The sequence below is a fragment of the Orenia metallireducens genome (assembly GCF_001693735.1).
In the GTDB taxonomy this organism is placed as follows: Bacteria; Bacillota; Halanaerobiia; order Halobacteroidales; family Halobacteroidaceae; genus Orenia; species Orenia metallireducens.
Genome location: NZ_LWDV01000008.1, coordinates 127,559 through 150,686 on the forward strand (window position 1 = coordinate 127,559; position 23,128 = coordinate 150,686).

General features: G+C 34.2%; 23 protein-coding genes and 1 pseudogene. All 24 read left to right on the forward strand.

What is annotated here, in order from left to right:
• Positions 1-5: 5 nt before the first annotated feature.
• The 24 genes and pseudogenes from U472_RS05500 (at position 6) to U472_RS05610 (ending at position 22,981) form a co-directional block, all read left to right on the forward strand.
• Complete coding sequence (locus tag U472_RS05500; RefSeq protein WP_068716340.1) at positions 6-1,382, forward strand: MATE family efflux transporter; 1,377 nt, start codon at positions 6-8, stop codon at positions 1,380-1,382.
• A gap of 93 nt (positions 1,383-1,475) precedes the next feature.
• Positions 1,476-3,101 carry a glycoside hydrolase family 13 protein gene (locus U472_RS05505; RefSeq protein ID WP_068716341.1) on the forward strand — a complete coding sequence of 542 codons (1,626 nt, stop codon included), beginning with the start codon at positions 1,476-1,478 and terminating at the stop codon, positions 3,099-3,101.
• A gap of 260 nt (positions 3,102-3,361) precedes the next feature.
• Positions 3,362-4,177: an NAD(+) diphosphatase gene (gene nudC / locus U472_RS05510; protein WP_068716345.1), complete on the forward strand. Its 816-nt coding sequence runs from the start codon at positions 3,362-3,364 to the stop codon at positions 4,175-4,177.
• 263 nt (positions 4,178-4,440) lie between these two features.
• The gene (locus tag U472_RS05515) at positions 4,441-5,199 is read left to right on the forward strand and encodes a glucose 1-dehydrogenase (RefSeq protein WP_068716347.1); all 759 of its coding nucleotides are present in this window, start codon (positions 4,441-4,443) and stop codon (positions 5,197-5,199) included.
• A gap of 220 nt (positions 5,200-5,419) precedes the next feature.
• Positions 5,420-6,640 carry a bifunctional aspartate transaminase/aspartate 4-decarboxylase gene (locus U472_RS05520; RefSeq protein ID WP_083189773.1) on the forward strand — a complete coding sequence of 407 codons (1,221 nt, stop codon included), beginning with the start codon at positions 5,420-5,422 and terminating at the stop codon, positions 6,638-6,640.
• Positions 6,641-6,676: 36 nt separating this feature from the next.
• Positions 6,677-7,072, forward strand: coding sequence for a PLP-dependent aminotransferase family protein (locus U472_RS16170; RefSeq protein ID WP_083189774.1), 396 nt, complete (start codon positions 6,677-6,679; stop codon positions 7,070-7,072).
• Between the two features lie 567 nt (positions 7,073-7,639).
• Entirely contained in the window at positions 7,640-8,596 is a 957-nt protein-coding gene (gene spoIIIAA, locus U472_RS05525) for a stage III sporulation protein AA (RefSeq protein WP_068716351.1), read from the forward strand.
• 10 nt (positions 8,597-8,606) lie between these two features.
• Positions 8,607-9,116 (forward strand): stage III sporulation protein SpoIIIAB, encoded by a 510-nt coding sequence (gene spoIIIAB, locus U472_RS05530; RefSeq protein WP_068716353.1) that lies wholly within the window; start codon positions 8,607-8,609, stop codon positions 9,114-9,116.
• Positions 9,117-9,652: 536 nt separating this feature from the next.
• Positions 9,653-9,847: a stage III sporulation protein AC gene (spoIIIAC, locus tag U472_RS05535; RefSeq protein WP_068716357.1), complete on the forward strand. Its 195-nt coding sequence runs from the start codon at positions 9,653-9,655 to the stop codon at positions 9,845-9,847.
• An 11-nt stretch (positions 9,848-9,858) separates the two neighbouring features.
• Positions 9,859-10,245, forward strand: coding sequence for a stage III sporulation protein AD (gene spoIIIAD, locus U472_RS05540; protein ID WP_068716359.1), 387 nt, complete (start codon positions 9,859-9,861; stop codon positions 10,243-10,245).
• A 12-nt stretch (positions 10,246-10,257) separates the two neighbouring features.
• Entirely contained in the window at positions 10,258-11,436 is a 1,179-nt protein-coding gene (spoIIIAE, locus tag U472_RS05545; RefSeq protein ID WP_068716361.1) for a stage III sporulation protein AE, read from the forward strand.
• Between the two features lie 4 nt (positions 11,437-11,440).
• Positions 11,441-11,995 carry a stage III sporulation protein AF gene (spoIIIAF, locus tag U472_RS05550; RefSeq protein WP_068716363.1) on the forward strand — a complete coding sequence of 185 codons (555 nt, stop codon included), beginning with the start codon at positions 11,441-11,443 and terminating at the stop codon, positions 11,993-11,995.
• Between the two features lie 100 nt (positions 11,996-12,095).
• The gene (locus U472_RS05555; protein ID WP_068716365.1) at positions 12,096-12,683 is read left to right on the forward strand and encodes a hypothetical protein; all 588 of its coding nucleotides are present in this window, start codon (positions 12,096-12,098) and stop codon (positions 12,681-12,683) included.
• An 8-nt stretch (positions 12,684-12,691) separates the two neighbouring features.
• The gene (locus U472_RS05560) at positions 12,692-13,330 is read left to right on the forward strand and encodes a SpoIIIAH-like family protein (RefSeq protein ID WP_068716367.1); all 639 of its coding nucleotides are present in this window, start codon (positions 12,692-12,694) and stop codon (positions 13,328-13,330) included.
• 244 nt (positions 13,331-13,574) lie between these two features.
• Positions 13,575-15,434: an acetyl-CoA carboxylase biotin carboxyl carrier protein gene (gene accB, locus U472_RS05565; RefSeq protein ID WP_068716369.1), complete on the forward strand. Its 1,860-nt coding sequence runs from the start codon at positions 13,575-13,577 to the stop codon at positions 15,432-15,434.
• 14 nt (positions 15,435-15,448) lie between these two features.
• A complete protein-coding gene (gene accC / locus U472_RS05570; protein ID WP_068716372.1) occupies positions 15,449-16,804 on the forward strand; it encodes an acetyl-CoA carboxylase biotin carboxylase subunit in 1,356 nt (451 codons plus the stop codon).
• Between the two features lie 195 nt (positions 16,805-16,999).
• Complete coding sequence (locus U472_RS05575; protein ID WP_068716374.1) at positions 17,000-17,419, forward strand: Asp23/Gls24 family envelope stress response protein; 420 nt, start codon at positions 17,000-17,002, stop codon at positions 17,417-17,419.
• 251 nt (positions 17,420-17,670) lie between these two features.
• Positions 17,671-18,204 (forward strand): alkaline shock response membrane anchor protein AmaP, encoded by a 534-nt coding sequence (gene amaP / locus U472_RS05580; RefSeq protein ID WP_068716376.1) that lies wholly within the window; start codon positions 17,671-17,673, stop codon positions 18,202-18,204.
• A 17-nt stretch (positions 18,205-18,221) separates the two neighbouring features.
• Positions 18,222-18,455: a DUF2273 domain-containing protein gene (locus tag U472_RS05585; protein WP_245684748.1), complete on the forward strand. Its 234-nt coding sequence runs from the start codon at positions 18,222-18,224 to the stop codon at positions 18,453-18,455.
• Between the two features lie 128 nt (positions 18,456-18,583).
• Positions 18,584-19,018 (forward strand): transcription antitermination factor NusB, encoded by a 435-nt coding sequence (nusB, locus tag U472_RS05590; RefSeq protein ID WP_068716377.1) that lies wholly within the window; start codon positions 18,584-18,586, stop codon positions 19,016-19,018.
• 6 nt (positions 19,019-19,024) lie between these two features.
• Complete coding sequence (locus U472_RS05595; protein ID WP_141677945.1) at positions 19,025-19,963, forward strand: Kae1-like domain-containing protein; 939 nt, start codon at positions 19,025-19,027, stop codon at positions 19,961-19,963.
• A gap of 107 nt (positions 19,964-20,070) precedes the next feature.
• A pseudogene (locus U472_RS16175) lies at positions 20,071-20,423 on the forward strand (iron-containing alcohol dehydrogenase); the annotation flags it as partial.
• 265 nt (positions 20,424-20,688) lie between these two features.
• The gene (locus U472_RS05605; protein ID WP_068716381.1) at positions 20,689-21,591 is read left to right on the forward strand and encodes an aldo/keto reductase; all 903 of its coding nucleotides are present in this window, start codon (positions 20,689-20,691) and stop codon (positions 21,589-21,591) included.
• Positions 21,592-21,838: 247 nt separating this feature from the next.
• Positions 21,839-22,981, forward strand: a complete 1,143-nt coding sequence (locus tag U472_RS05610; RefSeq protein ID WP_068716383.1) for an iron-containing alcohol dehydrogenase — start codon at positions 21,839-21,841, stop codon at positions 22,979-22,981.
• The last annotated feature ends 147 nt before the right edge of the window (positions 22,982-23,128 follow it).

The window sequence follows — 23,128 nt, forward strand, 5'->3', positions numbered from 1 at the left end:
TTATGATGAAAGAGAATAAGAATATAAGCAAATTGAAAGTAATTTTAACTATAGCTTTACCGATTATAATTCAAAATATAGTAATGCATTTTCAGATTATGATTGATAGAGCTTTTCTAGGAAATCTTGAGTCTCGTTATCTAGCTGCAATTGGTAATGTCTTGATTCCTTATAATGCTCTAAATTTCTTCTTCTTTTCTGCAGCAACAGGATTGACAGTATTGGTAGCTCAGAATTACGGAAGAAAGGATTATAATAAGGTTCAGCGTTTAGGAGAGTCCTCATTCTTTTATTCTACAGTATTTTCAATAGGACTATTTTTAGTATGGGTTTTAGGAGGAAGGTGGATATTCTCACTCTTTGGAGCTGAAGGTCAGATACTTCAGGATTCAGTTACTTATGTAAGGATTTTAGCAGTCTCATTGATCTTTCTAGGAATTGAGATTTCAGCAGCATCTATCTTTCAAGGGGTAGGGATTACTCGTCCAATCATGGTCTTTGGAGTTATAAAGAGTCTAAGTAACCTCTTCTTAGATTGGGTGATGATTTATGGTAAGTTTGGTCTACCTGCTCTAGGCTTAGAGGGTGCAGCCTTAGCTACTATGCTATCGAATATTATAGCAGCTGTTGGAATCTTTATAGCTGTGATATTTTATAGTGATTTACCCTTTAAATTCTCTAAAAGGGCTTTATTAAAACCGAACTGGAATTTATATAAGGAGACCTTAAATATAGGGATTCCTAGTGGACTTGAATCTCTTTTATGGAATATAGGGCAATTGGTAATTGTACGTTTATTAAATCAGATTGATGGGATGACTATAGGTATTTACTCACTAGTAGCAGGGATTCAATCTCTGGCATTATTTATTTATCTTGGCTTTGCTAAGGCAGCAATGACCAAGGTTGGTCAATATTGGGGTAATGAAGACTTTGAAGAGGCACGGGATATAGGATTTTATTGTCAGAGGTTATCTGTGGTAGTTACTTTAATTTTTGGGTTGATATTCTTGATATTCCCTAAGTTTCTTGCAGGTATCTTCACTTCAGACCTTAGTGTGATTGCTAGAGCAATACCATTACTCCGCTTATCAGGGCTACATATCAATCTACAGGTATTTAATGTAGTGATGGGTCATGCCATTAGGGGTACTGGTGACACCAAATGGATGCTATATTCCCAGATATTTGGGACTATCTTTGTAGTCTCTTTGTCACCAATAATGATTTTTGGTTTCTCATTAGGATTGATAGGAATGTATCTGACTCTAATTTTAGATGAAGGGATTAGAGGTGGAATCAATTTAATGAGATTCTATTATGAAAGGAATCCCTTTAAGGTATGGTTGGCATTAGTTAAGGAGAATAAGGAAGTAGCGTGAGTAGTGACGGGTAACGAGTAATGAGTGACAAGTAATGAAATAATGAAGTGATGTTCAGTAACTAAATAAATGCTTTGATTGGAGGAATATATTGTGAAGAAATCAGATTGGTTTAAGGATGTAGTTGTTTATCAGATATATACTAGAAGCTTTTTTGACTCTAATGGGGATGGAGTAGGGGATATAGCAGGGGTAACTGGTAAACTTAATTATATAGAGGAACTTGGGGTAGATGTTATCTGGCTAAGCCCTTTCTGCTCCTCTCCAAATTATGATAATGGTTATGATGTATCTGATTATAGAGATATTATGAAGGAGTTTGGGACTATGGCTGATCTTGAACTATTAATTGAAGAATGCCATAAACGTGGGATTAAAGTGATGATGGATTTGGTCTTAAATCATAGCTCTGATGAGCACCCATGGTTTATTGAAGCCCGTTCTTCAAAGGATAATCCTAAGAGGGATTATTATATCTGGTCTAAGGAGCCTAATAATTGGGAGTCTTACTTTGAGGATTCAGCTTGGAGTTTTGATGAAGGTAGTGGAGAGTATTATTTACATCACTTCTATCATAGACAGCCTGATCTAAATTGGAGTAATCCTAAGCTTAGAGAAGAGATCTATCAAATTGTTGAGTGGTGGATAGATAAGGGGATAGATGCCTTTCGCTTAGATGCTATCCATCATATTGGAAAACCAGAAGGGTTACCCGATGCTCCTAAGCCTGAACATGAATGGGGTAAAAGGAATTATCGTAATCTTGAAGAGACTCATCATTATCTTCAAGAGCTTTATCAGAAGGTATTGATTAATTATGATGTAATGACCGTTGGTGAGACAGGAGGTACTACTCCAGAATCCACGAGACTTTATGTAGATAAGAATAGAAATGAGCTTGATATGGTATTCCACTTTGGACATGTACATATGGAGAAGCTTGATGCACCGGTTTTAAGGAAGTATTTTAAAGAATGGTATGATTCTTTAAGTCCTAAAGGGTGGGATACAGTCTTCTTTAGTAACCATGACTTACCTCGACATGTATCTATCTTTGGTGATGATAAAGATTACTGGGAAGAATCAGCTAAATTATTTGCTACATTAGAATTGACTATGTGGGGAACCCCCTATATCTATCAAGGTGAAGAGATTGGAATGACTAATGTTAGATTTGATGATATTGATGAATATCAAGATCAAGCAAGTAAGAAAAGGTATGAGTGGGCACTTCAGTCTTCCAAAAATGAAGAGGAAGCTTGGGAATATTTCCTCCAATATAATAGAGATAATTCCAGGACTCCAATGCAGTGGAACAGTCAAGATCATGGAGGTTTTACTACTGGAGAACCTTGGATTAAGGTAAATCCTAATTATAAGAGAATTAATGTAGAAGAAGAGAGCCAAGACCCTGATTCTATCTTAAATTATTATAAAGAGTTGATAGCTTTACGTAAAGCTAATACTGCATTAAAGCGTGGAAACCTTGAACTTTATGGAGAGGAAGATTCTCAGATATTGGCTTATACTAGAAGAGATAAAGAAGAAGAATTTTTAATCTTATTAAATATTTCTGGGGATAGAGTAGAATATAGAGTAGATAATATTAATGAAGATTGGAAATTAGTTATAGGCAACTATGATAAGCAACCAGAATTACTATCCCAAAATAACCGGTTTCAGCCTTGGGAAGCAAGGGTATATATAATTAACAAATAGAAGTATGTATTAACTTAAAATAGCTCCTAATCAGGGGCTATTTTATTAGTTTATAGCAAAATAACATAATTGATAGATATTGCGATACTTTTAGAAATCACACCTCACCCTTTCCCCCCCATTAGCCCTTAATACATTAAAATTTAGTTAGCAAAATAATCTACTTTAATTAAAAGCTTGGCAAGGTGATTAGCAAGGAGTGGAGAAGTTATAGAATAGCTTAATAATTATAATTGTAATTAAAGAAAGGAAGATATTATATGGAATTTAAATCCTTGACAATACCTATATCTAATAAATTGGACTCAGCTTATTGGCTGTTATTTAGTGAAAATCAGATTTTGCTTAAATTTGATAATAATACACCTGCTATTCCTCATATTAATAATAGATTTGTAGATAATTTAAAACCGATTGTTACAGAGTTTTTGGGTACTTTAGATGGAGTTCCCTGTTATGTGGGGTTGCTTGATTCACCGAATGAATTACTTAACTGTTTATCTTTTTATAGAATTAGGGAACTTTATGGAATGATAGATGAAGATTTATTCAGATTGATTGGTTATGGACATCAATTTATCAATTGGTCTCATGATAGTCAATATTGTGGTAGGTGTGGAAATCCTACAGAGAATTTAAAGAGAGAGAAGGCCAAAATCTGTAGTGAGTGTAATCAGATAATATTTCCTCGGATATCCCCAGCTATTATAGTAGCTATTACTAGAGGTAGTGAAATTTTGTTAGCCAATTCCCATCGTTTTTCAAATAAATTATATAGTGTGATTGCTGGCTTTGTAGAGCCTGGCGAGACCTTAGAAGAGTGCGTCAGAAGAGAGGTTAAAGAAGAGGTCGGTCTAGAAATTAAGAATATTGAGTATTTTGGTAGTCAGTTTTGGCCCTTTCCAGATTCTTTGATGGTAGCCTATAGGGCAGAATATGCTAGTGGAGAGATAGTAATTGATGATAAAGAGATTGCAGATGCACAATGGTTTAACGTTGATAATCTGCCCCAAATTCCAGATAAGGTCAGTATTGCTAGGTGGTTAATTGATGATTTTGTAGAGAATAATAGTTAAGATGTTATATACAATATGAGAAAATTAAGGAATTAGCCACAGATTAACATAGATAAAACACGGACGCCCTAAAGGAGATATTTTTATCGACTGAAGAAATATTTTTGGGATATAAAAGATTAATTTGGTTTTAATCTGTAAAGATCAGTGTATACTTGTGGCAAAATTGTCTTCTACTTTTCTAAAATTATTTATACTTCAAAAATATTAAAGTGATTGGATTTTTATTAACTATTTAATTAAAAGATTTAAAGGAGGTTAAGATGAAGACTAAGACTGCTATTGTAACAGGTGGAGCACAGGGGATTGGTTCTGTGATAGCTATCCACCTATTAGAAGAAGGCTGTAATGTTGTAGTTTTAGATAATGATTTAGAAGCGATTGCTGAGTTGATTGAAGATAATCAAAGATTTAGAGATAATATCTTAACTATTAAGTGTGATGTAGCCAAAGAAGATGAAATAATTGATGCAGCAAGGCAAGTAACAGAAAGATTTAAAGAGATAGATTATATCATTAATAATGCTGCCATTGCTATCAATAAAGCTATTACAGAGTTGAGTTTTAAAGAGTGGAATCGAGTAATTGGAGTTAATTTAAGTAGTATCTTCTTAACGACTAAATATTTCTCACCATATTTCCGTAATAATCAAGGAGTTATTATTAATATGGCTTCTACTAGAGCATTTATGTCTGAGCCAGATACTCAAGCCTATAGTGCAAGTAAAGGTGGTATCTATGCTCTGACTCATTCTTTAGCAATGAGCTTGGGACCTAATATACGAGTAAATTGTATCAGTCCTGGTTGGATAGATGTCTCTAATTATCAGAAAAAGAGTGAGAGAAAGCAGGAAAAGCTATCTGAAGAAGACCATTTACAGCATCCAGCTGGTAGGGTAGGTACTCCTCAAGATATTGCATCAATGGTGGAATATCTATTATCAGCTAAGGCAGAGTTTATTACAGGACAAAACTTTGTGATTGATGGTGGAATGACTAAAAAGATGATATATGTTGAGTAGAAGATGAGAAAGAGCACGAGAAATCGTGCTCTTTCTTCTATATTATTAAGGAAACTATAGGTGGTCTATTAATTGGTCTACTATTTATACTTTGTGAATAATCTATCTCTGATTTACTAATCTTCTCATAATATCCTTATTATTAAGCAAACTATCTATAAGGTTGTAGAGTAAATTACATTATTCAATAATAAAAGCTGAATAATATAGGAGGCATCTTATGGAACATATTACAGTAGAAGAACGAGAAGCGTTGGCATTTGGTTTAAGTTATGAGAGAGAGTTAGAGTATTCTAAGTTAAGCCCCTTTGAAATAACTGATATTCTAGAAGAAGAGAGTATAAAAGGTTGTAAGCGCCGCCAAGTAGAGGAGTGCACAATCTTAAACTCTGGAAGGGGAAATCCTAACTTTCTTAATACTGTAGTTAGAAAGGCTTTTGCTAAGCTAATATTATTCTCTACAGAGATTGCTAACAGCTTAGCTGAAGAAGAGTTTTTAGGATATCGTCCTAAGAAGGAAGGGATTGCAGATAGGTTAGAAGAGTATTTACAGCAGGATAAGAGTAAAGAGGGGCAGTTTCTCCAAAAGGCTATTACTTATGCCCAGGAAAGATTCCAATTCAATAAAGATGATTTTGTCTTTGAGATGGTAGATGGAGCTTTAGGTGATTTCTATCCATATCCATCACGAATTCTTCCTCATACAGCTAACCTCATCAATGCCTATCTATCTGAGATACTGATGGTTGAGGATATTGCCTCTGACCAGTTTAACTTTTTTGCTACAGAAGGTGCAACTCAGGCTATGGTCTACTCCTTTCGTTCCTTAAAGGAGAATGGGATTCTCCACTGTGGTGATAAGGTTGCAACAATTACTCCAATCTTTGCACCTTATTTACAGATTCCTAAGTTGGATGATTATGAATTGATAAATATAGAGATTAAAGAGAGCGAAGAGATGGAATGGCAGATTCCTGAAGGTGAGCTAAGGAAGCTAGAGGATGAGGAGATAAAGGTACTCTATCTAGTTAATCCTATCAATCCTAGCTCAGTAACAATTGATTCTGATACTATTGATAAGATTGCAGAATTGGTTAAGAATAAACGTCGAGACTTAATTATAATGACTGATACCGTTTATGCCAACTTTGTTGAAGGTTTTTATTCTTTAGTTAGTGCTATACCTGAAAATACAATCTGTATCTACTCCTATTCTAAATACTTTGGAGTAACTGGCTGGCGCTTAGGGGCGATTATGTTACATCAAGATAATGTTGTAGATCACTTAATTAGTGAATTATCTCCCAAAGAGAAAGAGAGATTACAGCAACGCTATAGTATTATTTCAACAGAGCCTGATGAGATTAAATTTATTGATAGATTGGTAATTGATAGTCGTGACGTAGCTTTGGCGCATACTGGTGGTCTCTCTACCCCTTAACAGATAATTATCTCTTTATTTTCATTATTTAACTTAATGGATAAAGAGAAGATATATAAGGGCTTTATCAAGAATATATTAGAACGCCGGATTGAGAAGCTATATAGTGCTTTCCCTAAAGGCTATCCTTATCTAAAAGGAAATAATAAGACCCACTACTATGCATTGATTAATATTGTGGCTTTGGCAAGGGAAGAGTATGGAGAGGAATTTGCCAATTATTTAGTGGAACATTTTATGGATTTAGATTTTATCATAAGGCTAGCAGGAGAGAAAGGGATAATCTGCTTAGCAGGGAGAGGATTTGAAGGACCAGAATGGACCTTAAGGGTCTCTTTAGCCAATCTATATGAAGATGATTATCTACTTATCAGTCAAGGGATTATGGATATCTTGAAAGATTATTATCAATATTATGAGATTAATCATTAAATAGTGTTTATAATTTAGATTCTTATTTTAATGAATATAAATATTCTGATACTTTGTTGTGAGTTTACAGTGTACAATGTACAGTTGAGGGTTAAGGTTTTTAAAGGTGAAAAGAATTGTTGTTTGAACGGAGCAAAAATTGAGATGGGATTTAGATTACAGTAAAGTTCTAATTAGAAAATCTAATGATTGATAATACTTATTATTCTGATTGCGCAGTGAGTGGGCTGGTTATGCCACGAAGAGTTTTTGTTTTTTAAAACTCGTAGGTATATTCTTTTCTAGACTGGATTTATCACGAAGGGTTCTAAATATGAACCCGTAGGTTTGCTTACTTTTGGGGCAATGCCAAAAGTAAGGTGCCCTTAGGCGCAACCTAAGAGAGATTGTTTACTTTTAAAAGTAGAAAGTGTTGTAATATATACATTGACTTATATAATATCTCAAAGTCTAATTATAACAATATGATATAAATTATTTTTGCTGAACAGAGTTTCTGTTTGGCTTTTTTCTTTTTATTGCATATTTTTACCATGAGATTAATATAGTTAGGTAGAGGTGGTATCTATGGAAAATAAAATGAATAGAATTTTAAGGCAAGGTATCTTACCTGTACTAGCCCCTGAGCTTAGAAGGATAATTAATCATATAGATGATAATAAAATAGATGATTTGATAGAGATAAGGTTAAGGGTAGGAAAACCTCTAATCTTAGAGAGGCAGCGAGGGGAATTAATAGTTGATAGTCGAGGTAATAGGATTAAAGAGATTAATCAAGCATATTCAGTAACAGCAAAGGTTATTAAGGATACATTAAATCTGATGACCAAAAGCTCCTTGTTCACTTTAGAAGGGGAGATTAAAGCAGGGTTTTTCACCTTAACTGGTGGGCATAGGGTAGGCTTGGTTGGTCAAGTTATTGCTGATGAGAAAGGGATTAAGAGGATTAAGCATATCTCAGGACTGAATATCAGAATCTGTCAAGAGATTATAGGTGCAGGTGATAAGGTGATTAAAGAGATAGTTAAAGGGAGAAGGGATATCTATAATACATTGATTATCTCTCCACCTCGTTGTGGTAAGACAACTTTAATTAGGGATTTGACTCGCCAGTTAAGTGATGGAATTCCCAACTTGAGATTTAATGGTTTGAAGGTAGGGGTAGTTGATGAACGTTCTGAGATTGGAGGGGCATATCAAGGGGTGGCCCAGAATAGATTGGGAGTAAGGACAGATTTATTGGATAGATGCCCTAAAGCTGAAGGGATGATGCTATTGATCAGGTCGATGTCCCCTGATGTAATTGTTACCGATGAAATTGGGTCAGAGCAGGATGTTAAAGCCTTACAGGAAGCTATCAATGCAGGGGTGAGAATCATTACTACTGTCCATGGTAGTAGCTTAGATGAGTTGAAATTAAGACCAAGCTTGAAAAAAATCATAAATAGTAATACTTTTCAAAGGATAATTATCTTAAGCCATCGGCAGGGAGCTGGTACAGTAGAGAAGATTATTAAGATATAGGGGGACGGAAATGAAACTATTAGGTGCATTAATTATTATTAGTAGTAGTACGACAATCGGCTTTATTATAGCCCAGCAATACCTTTTAAGACCTAAACAGTTAAGGGAGTTACAGACTGCTTTACAGATGTTAGAGACTGAGATAAGTTATGGGGTTACTCCCTTGCCTGAAGCCTTTAGTAAATTGACTAATAGTTTGTCATCACCAATTTCAACAATCTTTAAAATTGCACAAGAAGAATTGGATTCTGGGGTGATAGCAGAGGAGGCTTGGCAGAGGGCCGTCAATGATACTTATAGTCAAACAGCTTTAGCAGGAGAGGATATAGAGGTTCTGTTAGACTTTGGTTATAATTTAGGGCAGACAAGTATTGATGACCAAGTTAAGTATATGAATTTAGCCCAACACAAGTTAGATGCTCTATATCAACAAGCCTTTACTGAGAAGGAAGAGAAGGTTAAGTTATGGAGGTATTTAGGAGTTTTGGCAGGGTTTTTTTTGGCGATATTGATATTTTAGAGATGCTGACTATTAATATAGATATTACGACACTTTGGTTTTTAAAAAAGTAAATAAAATGCTTAGGTTCCACCCCAAGAGTACTTCCTCGGGGAAAATCACCTTCGGGTAAAAAAATAATCCTCCGTGGGATCTTAGTTTTAGAGGTCCCCCTCAGGGCGCACCTAAGGGCGGGTTACTTTTAGCATTGCACCCTAAGAGTACTTCCTCAGGAAGAAAGAACACTTCCTTCAGGGCTCCCTAAAAGTAACTAAACCTAGGAGTTTTATCTTCGGGGTTATAAACAACCCCTTCGTGGCAAGGGCAGCCCAGAACAAAAACTCTTCGTGGCAGAGCCCACTCACTCAGCAATCAAAATTATGAGATTATCATTTATTAGATTCTCTAGATTAAAATTTTACCGTATTCTAAGTTTTAGTTCGATTTTTGTTTCGTTCAAACATTAATTTTTTCGGATTAAAAAACTATTTACTATTAACAGAAGTAGCAAGTGTTGCAATATCTTCTAGATTATATGTTGGGAGGTTGGTTAGAGAATGGATATAGATTTAGTCTTTAAGATTGCAGGCTTAGGTATTTTAATTTCGGTATTCAATATGGTACTAAAGCAGGCAGAGAAGGAAGAGCAAGCCCAGATGTTGACTTTAGTTGGGGTGATTATTGTACTGATGGTAATTATTCAGCTGATAAATCAATTATTTACTAATGTTCGTAGTATCTTTGGATTTTAGGAGGGGATATAGTGGAGATAATCCAGATTGTAGGTATAGGTATTATCGGTACTATTTTAGCTGTAGTAATCAAGCAATATAAGCCTGAATTATCTTTGCTGTTAAGTATAGTAGTGGGATTGATTATTCTACTCTTATTGGTAGGCAGAATAGCCGTAATCATTGATGTAATGGAGAATTTGGCAACAAAGGCCAATATAGATTTGATTTATTTCAAAACGATTTTAAAGGTAATAGCCATCTCATACATAACTGAATTTGCTTATAAAGTTTGTGAAGATACTGGTCAAAAGAGTATAGCTATGAAGATTCAATTGGCTGGTAGAATTTTTATAATGATTTTAGGTATTCCAATTATGTTAGCTATTTTAGAGTCAGTAATGCAACTCTTACCATAAAGGCGTGATAATATGAAGAAGCTATTAATACTCATATTTATACTAACTCTAATTTCAACACCTATAGATGCCAATAATTCAGATTCGGATTTATCAATTCAACCTGGAGAGATTATAGAAAAGCAGTTGCAGAAGTTGAATCTTTCAGAGTTAGATAAAGAAGTTCAAAAATTGAATAAAGAGGTAGAGGAGTACCTTCCTCAAATAAGTGTTAAGGATATTATTAAATTATTCAGTAAAGATGGTTTTAGAATCAAGATAATAGAGATTAGTAAAGGGATATTAAAGTACTTCTTAGATGAAATTTGGGCAAATAGTAAACTGTTAGGTCAATTAATAGTCCTAGCTATGATGGTAGCAGTCCTTAAGACCTTCCAGTCAAATGACTCAGCACAGGTCAATAATCTGGCTAATGGGATAGTATATCTGGTACTGGTGATTATAGCTCTTAACTCCTTTAAGGTAGCGATAGGAATTGGTAAAGATACAATTAGGGATATGGTAGATATTATGCAGGCAATCCTACCAATATTATTATCTTTATTGGTTAGCATGGGCAATGTTACCTCAGCAGCCTTGTTTCATCCAATCAGTTTTCTAATAGTCAATAGTTTAAGTACATTTATTATCAATATTCTCTTTCCCCTTATCTTTTTGGCTACTATCTTAGATATAGTAAATAATCTGTCTAATAACTTTAAGGTGACAGGGATGGCAGGATTATTTAAGAAGGGGGTTGCGAGTATATTAGGTTTGATTACTACAATCTTTTTGGGAACTATTGTAGCCCAAGGAACTATTGCTACTGTAAGTGATGGGGTCACTATCCGCACTGCTAAGTATTTAACAGGAAGCTTTATTCCAGTAGTAGGGGGCTTTTTATCGAGTACCTTAGATATGGTTATAGGTGGCTCATTATTAATTAAGAATGCCTTAGGAGTCTTTAGTGTATTTATCATTATTGTATTCTGCTCCTTCTCTGTAATTAAGATCTTGGCTTTAGTCTTTATCTATAGGTTGTCAGCAGCACTTATTCAACCTATCAGTGATGATAAGATAGTTGATTGTCTTAATAGATTAGCTAATAACTTATTATACATCTTTGCATCAGTAGCTATTGTAGGGGTAATGTTCTTTGTAGTAATAATTATCATGGTAGGAGCAGCTAATTTTACTGTAATGATGAGGTGATAGAATGGATTTTCTAACAAACTGGATTAGAAATATAGTACTGGTAATTATCTTTGCTAACTTTATTGAGATGCTATTACCTAATAATAATACTAAACGTGAAATCAATATGGTGATTGGACTATTTATTATCCTAGTGATTTTAAGTCCAATAATTAATTTATTAAATTATCAGTCAAATTTTTTGAGTCTTTTTAATATATTTAATTATAGTAAACCATCTTTTGAGGAGATAGTTCAAGAAGGTGAGAAGTTAAAAGAAGATAATCAAGGTAGAGCAAAAGATTATAAAAGAAGGTTAAATAGGCAAATTGAAGCTTTGATCAAGCTGAATTCAGATTTGACAGATATCAAAGCTAAAGTAGATTTTAATTCTAATAGTCAACTAAAAGGAGTATCTATTAAAGGGAGGGATACTAGGGTTAAAAAGGTTAGTGTAGATTTATCCAAGAATAATCCACCTCAAGATAATGAGGATAATCAGATGGCTGAATTAAAAGAGCTGATAGCCAGTTTTTATGGCATTGATACTGAGCAGATTACAATAGATTTAGATTAAGGTTAAGATTTAAATTTAAACTTAGCTTATATAAATAGAATCTGCTAAAACATAGATATTTTCAGAAAAATAATGGAGATAAGAGAGGGGGAGAATTTGAATGGATAATATTTTTGGAAAAGATGGTTTTTTAAATAAATCACAATTTAAATTTATCAGATATTTGGTTGTATTGGTCTTAGCAGGGGTCTTTTTAATGCTATTAGGTGACTTTGGAAAAGATGTCTCTGCACCTAAAGCAAAGCAGTCCCTAACTAGTAGGAAATTAAGCTCAATAAATACAACTACTTCAAATTTAGAAGAGAGTATTGAGGCTAAGTTACAGAAGATGCTATCTCAGGTTGAAGGGGTTGGAGAGGTTGATGTAGACATAACCTTGGACTCAGGTTCAGAGTACACCTATGCTAGAGATTATCAAGATTCTAAGCAAGAGAGTTTGGAAGAGGATAACTCTGGAGGAAATCGTAAGACGATTCAATATGATAATAGAACTGAAGTAGTATTGCTTAATAATAGTGGTGAACAGGTTCCTGTGGTAAAAAGGGAGGTCAAACCCCAAATTAGAGGTGTATTGGTAGTTGCAGAAGGGGCTGAGAATTCGTATATTAAGGCAAAGTTATTAAGGGCAATTAAGATAGGTTTGGGAGTACCTAGCCATAAGATAGTTATATTATCAAAAGAAAGGTAGTGATCTTAATGAAAATAATTGGAATGATAACTGACCAAGAGTTAAAGAGAAGGGCAGGGTGGTTTCTGGTATTGATGTTGTGGGTGGGCATGGTAACGGCTGTAGTAATTCATCGTAGTCCAGTATCAGATAGTCATATAGCTGATGTATCTTCACAAGAAGGCTATGTAGAGATAGAAGACATAAAGGATTCTGATAGTGAAATTATAAGTGAAGAGCCAATCCTTAATGATGTAACAGCAGAGGAGGTAATCAATTTATCTAAGGGTGACAAAGATACAAAAAATAAAGGTAAGGACTTTTTTGTAGAATATAGAATTGATAGAGATCAAGCTCGTAGTGAACAGATAGATCTTTTAAGAGAGATGATAAATAACCCTAATTCTGATAAAGGATTAAAATCTAAGGCTCAGGAACGTTTACTGACTTTAACGAATAATATAGAGAAAGAGATGGAGATTGAAAGTTTAGTCAGGGCAAGGGGATATGATGATGGAATCGCCTTTATTCATGACAATTCTATAGAGCTCATTATTTGTACAGAAGCTTTAAAGAAGGAGGATGTAGCAAAGCTTGGTGATATTATTAAAAATAGCACAGATATTAACTTGCACAATATAACTATCATTGAGAAAAAACCTGAATGAATTGACAAAATATATTAAAGAAGGTATAATAACTAAATAAGATTAACAGTGCTCAGGTTATATTTGTTCGTTAACCTGAGTCTTTCTGTAATTAAGTCCAGTAATCAGTAAATTAGTTATAGGCTAGGATTGAAAATTAATAGTATATTATTTTTGGCTAGTAAATGCCAATAAATTTAACGCTTAAAAAGGAGTTAAATTGTAAATATAGAAATAATAGAATGAGTATTTAGGAGGGAGAAGAATGAAGAAAAGAGTGAGAATTACCGATACAACCTTAAGGGATGCTCATCAATCATTGTGGGCAACAAGGATGAGAACTGAAGATATGTTACCGATTATCGGTAAGATGGATGAAGTTGGCTATAATGCTATGGAAGTTTGGGGCGGAGCTACTTTTGATGTTTGTATGCGTTACCTAAATGAAGACCCATGGGAGAGGCTTAGGCTATTAAATAGCTATATCCGTAAGACTCCATTACAGATGTTATTGAGAGGGCAGAATGTAGTAGGGTATAAACACTACCCAGATGATGTTGTTAGAGCATTTGTTGATAAAGCAGCGGAGAATGGAATAGATATCTTTAGAATCTTTGATGCTCTTAATGATGTTAGAAATATCGAAACAGCTATGAATGCAGTTAAGGAAACTGGCAAGCATGCACAAGCTACAGTAGCATATACTGTTAGCCCTGTTCATACTATTGATCATTATGTGGAGACTGCAGTTACTTTAAGGGATATGGGGGCAGATTCTTTATGTATTAAGGATATGGCTGGATTATTAACCCCTTACCGTGCCTATAACTTAGTTTCAGCAATTAAAGAGAAGATCAATATTCCAATTGAATTACATAGTCATTATATTGGAGGTATGGCGATTCCAACTTATTTGAAAGGTATTGAAGCAGGTGTTGATATTGTCGATACGGCGACTGCATCTTTAGCTTTTGGTTCCTCTCAGCCACCAGTTGAGACTATGACGGCTATTTTAAGAGAAACTGAATATGATACTGATTTGAATTTAGACTTATTATTTGAAATAGATAGTTATTGGGAGAGAGTAAGAAGACAGAAAGGATTCCCTAGAGGGGTTACTAGAATCACTGATATGCAAACATTCTCTCACCAAGTACCAGGTGGAATGATATCTAATCTAGTATCCCAGTTAGAGAAGCAAGAGGCTTTAGATAGAATCCATGATGTATTAGAGGAGATACCAAAAGTAAGAGAGGATTTAGGTTTTCCTCCATTGGTAACACCAACTAGTCAAATTGTAGGTACTCAAGCAGTATTGAATATCTTATTAGGGGAAAGATATAAGGTAATTCCTGATGAGATTAAATCATATATTAAAGGGTATTATGGTAGACCTCCAGCAGAGATCAATCCAGAGGTTCAAAAGAGAGCAATTGGTGATGAAGAACCAATTACTTGTCGTCCTGCTGATTTATTAGAGCCAATGTTGGATAATATAAAAGATGAAGTTACACGTTATGCAGAGAAAGAAGAAGATTACTTATCCTATGCTTTATTCCCGCAAGTGGGATTAAAATTCTTAAAAGAGAGAAAGAAAGAGAAAGATATCTTTGGGGAAACTGAACCAGAAATTAATAGGGAGGAAAAAGACATGGAATTAAAAGACATTAAAGAGTTAGTACAAATTTTAAATGAAACTGATATTTCTGAAATCAATTTAGAGAGTGATGGAACAAAGATTAGTATCAGAAAGGGAGGAAAAGTAGTAGCTCAAGATAACTCAGCAGTAGCTGCACCAGCTCCAATAGTGGAAGAAGTAAAGGCTGCTCAACCAACTCAAGCACCAACAGCACAGCCAAAGGCTGAAGAAAAACCTGCTGTTGAGGGAGAGAAGATAGAAGCTCCAATGGTAGGAACTTTCTATACATCACCTGCTCCAGACGCAGCTCCATTTGTTAAAGTTGGTGACGTTATTAATGCAGGAGATACTTTATGTATCATTGAAGCAATGAAGCTAATGAATGAGATTGAAGCAGAATTTAAATGTAAGATTATAGATGTTTTAGTGGAAGATGGAGAACCAATCGAGTATGGTCAACCTCTATTTATAGTTGAGCGAGTATAAGGGAGTTGAATATGATGTTTAATAAAATACTTATAGCTAATCGTGGAGAGATTGCATTAAGAATTATTAGAGCTTGTCGAGATCTTGGTATTAAATCTGTAGCAGTTTATTCTGAGGCTGATAGAGATTCATTACATGTAAAATATGCAGATGAGGCATATTGTATTGGACCAGCTGCTTCAAATAAGAGTTATTTAGATATACCTAGTTTAATCAGTGTAGCTGAAATTGCTCATGCGGATGCTATTCACCCAGGTTATGGATTCTTATCAGAGAATGCTCATTTTGCAGAAGTATGTGAGGAATGCGGTTTTAAATTTATTGGACCTTCTCCTGAGCATATAAACAAGATGGGGGATAAGTCTATAGCTCGTGAAACTATGATTGCTGCTGGAGTGCCAGTTGTACCTGGTACTGAAGGAGCTATTGAGAGTGCTGATGAAGCTGTTGAAATAGCAAAAGAGATTGGATATCCAGTTATCGTTAAGGCTTCCTTTGGTGGTGGAGGTCGTGGAATGAGGGTAGCTAACAATGAAGCAGAATTAGTTAAGGCCATCCAAACAGCAAGTTCTGAAGCAAAGGCTGCTTTTGGAAATGCTGAAGTATATCTAGAAAAGTATGTTCAAAATCCACGCCACATTGAATTCCAAATCTTGGCTGACGAGCATGGTAATGTAGTTCATTTAGGTGAACGTGACTGTTCTATTCAGCGGCGCCATCAAAAGGTAATTGAAGAAGCACCATCTCCAGCTATTGATCCTGAATTAAGAGAGAGAATGGGAGATGCTGCTGTTAAAGCTGCTAAGGCTGTAGGTTACTACAATGCTGGTACAGTTGAGATGTTATTAGATAATAGCAATAATTTCTATTTTATAGAAATGAATACTCGTGTTCAAGTAGAGCATCCTGTAACTGAAATGGTAACAGGGATAGATATTGTTAGTGAGCAGATTAGAATTGCCCAAGGAGAAGAATTAGGTTACTCTCAAGAGGATATTATAATAGAAGGTGCTTCTATTGAATGTCGAATAAATGCTGAAGACCCTAGTAAAGATTTTAGACCTTCTCCAGGAAAGATAACAGAGTATTTAGTTCCTGGTGGAATTGGAGTAAGAGTTGATAGTTGTGCTTATCCTGATTATATGATACCTCCTTACTATGATTCTATGGTTGCTAAATTAATTACCTTTGGTAAGGATAGAGAAGAAGCTCGTAAAAGAATGTTAAGAGCTTTAGAAGAGTATAATATTGATGGAATCAAGACAACAATTCCATTCCATAGAGAAGTTCTAAATAATGAACATTTTATTAAAGGTCAATTTGATACAGGGTTTATTGCTGAACATATTATGAAACCAAAAGATAAATAGTTTTAGGAAATTTCGTAATTATTAAATGCCTCTAGACTTCAGTATAGATATTGTGATAAATGAACAACAATATATAGTAACTTATACTAAATTGCTTTATTAAATTAGTTATAATGGTTAAGATGTATTTTAGCTAGAGATTCTAGCTATGTAGTTGAATGTGTTAGATTTTAATAAAGACAAGGAGGGGCAAATATGAGCGAAGTTGAGAATGGTGTAGGAAGTATTAAGATTGCTAATGAAGTTGTAGGAATCATTGCTGGTTTAGCTGCTACTGAAGTTGAAGGAGTAGCAGGAATGAGTGGTGGTATAGCTGGTGGAATTGCAGATATATTAAGAAAGAATAATTTATCTAAAGGTGTTAGAGTGGAAGTTGGAGAGACTGAAGCTGCTGTAGACTTATATACAATCATGAAATATGGAGTAAAGATACCTGAGGTCTCTCGGGAGATTCAAGAGAATGTCAAAAGATCAATTGAAAGCATGACTGGTTTAGATGTAGTAGAAGTTAATGTTCATGTTCAAGGTATTAGCTTTGAAGATGAAGAAGAAGAGCAAGAAGAGGAAGAAGAAGTAGAGGAAATAGAGGAAGTTGAAGTTCCTAGAGTAAGATAAGTACTAGAAAAGCTAGCTCTTGTTTAAAGGGTTAGCTTCTCTTATATTTCTATTAATTTTTCATAAAAAGCTATATATTGGTAATGATAAATAATTAATATTATAATATTTTTATAAACGATAAAGTAATGGTGCTATATATAATGTAGTTTATAGATAGATACCTTTATACATAATAGAGTGTCAACTAGAACAAGATTATTCTTTAAATATTGTTACTAAAACTGCTACTTTTAGAGAGGAGTTTAAAGATGAAAGTTATTGATAAGTTATTAGTATTATTAATTGATGTAATTATCATGGTTCTTTCTATCTTGATAATTGGTCTTTACTCAGGTATACTAGATATTGAATATCTAGTTGCTAGCTTACAAGGCTATACTGTAGGTATAGAGGGGATAATTGTAGGGGGAGCCTTATTCTTAATCTCTGTTAGGATTTTACAACTATTCTTTAGAAAAAAGAAGATAAAGAAAGCTATAGTTGCTAAAAATGAGTTAGGTGATGTCAATATCTCTTTAGATGCTATCAATAGTTTAGTTCATGATATAGTTAAACAAGAATCTAATACCAAAGATATACAATCACAGATAAGGGTAAAAGAGAATGGAGTACATGTCTATTTGAATTTAGTTGTTGATAGTAGAACTATTATTCCTGAATTATCAGAACGATTACAAGAGATATTAAAGGATAGAGTAAGTGAGTCTACAGGGGTTAAGATATCGAAAGTACAGATTCTAATTAAAGAAATTAAGAGAGAAGAAAGAGTGAGATTAGACTAAAAGAGAGGTGTTTAATAGTGATTAACAAGGATGATTTAATGGAACTTTTAAACCTCTTAAATGATTATAAAGGTAGAGTTTTAGGAATTCTACTTGGTTTTATTATTGCTTTATTAATTATTCGTTTTGGTATTATCTTATCAATCTTTATTATCATCTGTGTAGGGATAGGATATTATTTAGGTATGCGTTATGATAATAAACAGGATTTTAAAGATTTAATTAATGATATCTTACCAAATAATGAATAATTATTAAGTATATTAAGATTAACTAATAATTTACCACCTACTTAACTAATGGGTGGTTTTTTAATGAGAAGTTGAGTTTAAATTTAAGCTTAGTAGTGGTCTTGATTATATTTTAGGGAGGAAAGAATATGACTAGGGAATTAAACAGACATGAAGCAAGAGAAGTAGCAGTACAGTTATTATACCAGATGGATATCAATCAAGAAAGTTTGGAAGAAAATTTAGAGGTTCTAAAGTCTGAGCAGCCTGAATTGATATTAGAAGAGAGTTTTTTATTGGAATTATTAGAGGGTACCTATGAAAAATTAGAAGAGATAGATAATACAATTAATAATAATGTTATCGATTGGAAGGTAGATAGGATGGGTAAGGTAGATAGAAATATCATCAGATTAGCTATGTATGAGATTCTATTTAAGGATGATATTCCAGTAGCAGTTTCAATTAATGAAGCAGTAGAGTTGGCTAAGAGCTTTAGTGATGAGAAATCAGCCAATTTTATTAACGGTATCTTAGGTAAATTAGTCGATGCTCTAGATTTGGAGAGAGAAGAGGGGGAGTAATTAAAGTTGATTTTAGGGATAGATACCAGTAATTATACCACTTCAGTTGCCTTAATGGACCTAGAAGGTAAATTAGTTAAGCAGAGAAGAGAGAGATTAAAGGTTGATTTAGGAGAGAGGGGATTACGCCAATCAGAAGCCTTATTCCAACATGTTAAGCAGCTACCTAATCTGATTGCTGAGGTTGCAGAAGGTAGAAAGGATGTTTTGACTAAGATAGTGGTTAGTACTAAGCCTCGTCCACAAGAAGATTCCTATATGCCAGTCTTTACAGCTGGTTTTGGACATGCTAAGGCTTTGGCTAGTGTCTTAGGTATATCTTTAATTGAAACTTCTCATCAGGAGGGGCATTTGATGGCAGGTTTATGGTCTGCAAAGATAAATATACAGAAGTTTTTGGCTGTTCATCTATCGGGTGGGACTTCAGAGATATTGAAGGTACATAAGAATAACAATAATTTTGATATCAAAGAATTAGGAGCATCTCAGGATTTACATGCTGGTCAATTTGTAGATAGAGTTGGTGTAGCACTAGGTCTATCCTTTCCAGCAGGTTCCCAGCTAGAGAGATTGGCTACTAAAGGTGAATTAGGCAAGGTAAGTATCCCATCCTCTGTACAAGGTTATCAGATGAGCTTCTCTGGACCTACTTCGGCAGCTATGAGATTGATTGAATTAGGTAAAGGTTCGGCAGATATAGCTTTAGCTGTGCAGCAATGTATAGCCAATTCTTTGGAGAAGGTTTTAAAGAAAGCAATTGATGAAGAGAAATGTAAAGATATTTTAATTGTTGGTGGTGTAGCAGCCAATCAGTACATAAGAGAGAGATTAAAGAAACGTTTAGAGCATCCTGCTGTAGGTGCTAAACTATACTTTGCTGACCCTAAATGGAGTAGTGATAACGCAGTGGGGACTGCTGCAATGGGAGTGAAGTATAGAGATTAACTGTTATTTCTGAAGATATCGATGAAAAGTAAAATCTACTGAAACCATGAAAAGTTTTTGGCTTTTTGAAACTCGCAAGAGCTTGAAGATATCATTGAAGTAGGTTCCCTAAATTAAGAAATAAAGCTAAGTTTGTTGCAATTCCATCTACTAGTGGGACTGCATCTGAGATTGCTGCATTTTCGGTAATTACTGATACTGAGAAGAAGATTAAATATCCAATTGTATCACCAGAAATAGTTCCTGATGTAGTGATTGTAGATCCAGCTGTTCCTGCTACAATGCCACCACATATTACAGCTAATACAGGGTATTGGCACATGCAGTTGAAGCATTTACTTCTACTGGTGCTAGTAACTATACAGATGTTATAGCATTAAAAGCTATAGAGATGGTCTGTGAATACTTACCAAAAGCTTATGAGAATGGTGATGATATGGTAGCTAGAGAGAAGATGAACTTTAATACTTATGGATTGAGTTTACATGAGATTGCTTTGCGATTTACTGCCTATTTTGAAGGAGTACATAGTTGTATAGTTGGAACATCTAATCTTAATCATTTAAAAGAAATATAGAGCTTATTAATAAAGGAGCTTTACCAACAGAATTGGTTAAAGAGGTTAGAGAGAGCTTTAGAATAAATGATGATAATTGGATAGGACAAATTTAAAGCAATTGAGAATTGACAATGTACAATTAATTATAAGTTCGGGGAGGATAAATATGGAAAGAATCAAGTTAGGTGATACATTAGAGATATCAAGAATTGTTCACGGGCACTGGCGTTTAGCAAGCTGGAATATGTCCAAAAAAGAGATTGTGGAATTAGTGGAAAGATGCCTTGAATTAGGAGTCACCACCTTTGACCATGCAGATATCTATGGTAATTATACCTGTGAGGGTATTTTTGGAGAGGCTTTAAGTCTAAAGCCTAAGTTAAGGGATAAGATTGAGTTAGTAACTAAATGTGGGATTAAGTTAATCTCTGAAAATCGTCCTGAACACAATATTAAGTCATATGATACTAGTAAGGATCATATTAGAAATTCTGTAGAGAATTCTTTGAGGAATTTTAAGACAGATTATATAGATTTACTATTGATTCATCGTCCTGATCCTTTTATGGATGCTGATGAAGTAGCAGAAGTATTTACAGAATTGAAAGAAGAAGGGAAGGTATTAAATTTTGGAGTATCTAACTTTAAAGCTCATCAATTTGATCTGTTGAGTTCTCGTTTAGATCTTCCTTTAGTGACTAATCAAATTGAGCTTTCTGTAATGGAATTAGAGAATATAGAAGATGGAACATTAGATTACTGTCAAGAGAAGAGGGTTGCTCCAATGGCATGGTCCCCAATAGCAGGTGGAAGAGTCTTTACTTCTCAAGATGAAAAAGCTCTTCGAGTTAGAGAGATTTTAGAGAAGGTAGCTAAGGAAGTTGATGCTAGGGCTATTGACCAAGTGATGTATGCTTGGTTACTAAAGCATCCAGCTAAGATTATCCCTATTGTAGGAAGTGGAAAGATAGAGCGGATCGAGAGTGCTGTTGAAGCAATGGAAATAGAGTTGAGTAGAGAGCATTGGTTTGAAATTTTACAGAGTTCTATGGGGCATGAGGTACCTTAAATATTTTTAAATCCTTATTACCAATTGGTAATAAGGATTTTTGTAATTCCAACAATTGATAAGAATAAATTGATTTAAATTTAACAATATAAATGTAACTGTTATTAAAAAATTATAGATAAAGTTGGTTATTAATTTAAATTAGATAGAAAAGTCAGAATTTTCGTGATTATTTGCAGTGTATTGCATCATATTACCACTTATGTTATAATATGATTGTTAAAATAATAACATCAGGAGTGATAAGATGAGTACATTTTTACTTCCAAGAAATATTGAATTTGGTGAGAATGCTTTAGAGATTTTGAAAGGGTTAGAAGGAGAGCGTGCAGTTTTAGTTACAGGTGGAAGTTCAATGAAGAGGTTTGGATTCTTAGATCAGGCAGTAGATTATTTACAAGAGGCTGGAATTGAATCAAAGATAATTGATGGAGTAGAGCCTAACCCATCAGTTAAAACTGTAATTAAAGGGAAAGAAGAGATGTTAGACTTTAAGCCTGATTGGATTATTGCTATAGGTGGAGGTTCAGCCTTAGATGCTGCTAAGATTATGTGGGCATTTTATGAGCATCCTGAATTAGAATTTGAAGATATTATCAAGGTAGCTTCTATGCCTAAGTTAAGAAATAAGGCTAAATTTATTGCAATTCCTTCTACTAGTGGAACAGCTTCTGAGATTACAGCCTTTTCTGTTATTACAGATACAGAAAATAAGATTAAATATCCAATTGTATCTCCAGAGATTGTACCAGATATAGCAATTGTTGATCCAAAGATTCCTGCTACAATGCCACCACATATCACAGCTAATACTGGAATGGATGTATTGGCACATGCAGTTGAAGCCTTTGTATCTACTGCGGCTAGTGACTATAGTGATGCTTTAGCATTGAAAGCAATTGAGATGGTATTTGAATACTTACCTAAGGCTGTTAGTAATGGTGATGATATGGTAGCTAGAGAGAAGATGCATAATGCTTCTACAATGGCAGGAATGGCTTTCTCTAATGCTTCTTTAGGAATTGTACATAGTTTAGCGCATAAAATTGGTGGAGAATTACATGTTACTCATGGTTTAGCCAATGCTATATTGCTTCCATATGTTATAGAATTTAACTATGAAGCTGCTAAAGAGAAGTTTGAAGTAGTTGAAAAGACATTAGGTGTAGATAGTTTAGCAGATGCAGTTAGGAATTTAAATAAAACATTAGATATAGTTCCTTCATTTAAAGCAATAGATTGGTTGGATTATACTGAAGAAGATTTTGAGAATATAGTAGATAGAATGTCAAAGAATGCTCATCAAGATCCATGTACATTAACCAATCCACAAGAGCCTACTGTTGAAGATATGAAGAAGATTTATGTTGATTCTTTCTATGGAAATTAATTAGTTAAGAATTAGATTTAGGTTCTAGTTAAATAGGTAATATATTAAATATACTTTATATAAAATAGTCTAAAGCCACGGGATTTTATTCCGTGGCATTAATATTAAATGAGTAGATGAAAATTATTCCTGTAAATTAAAGGTGTC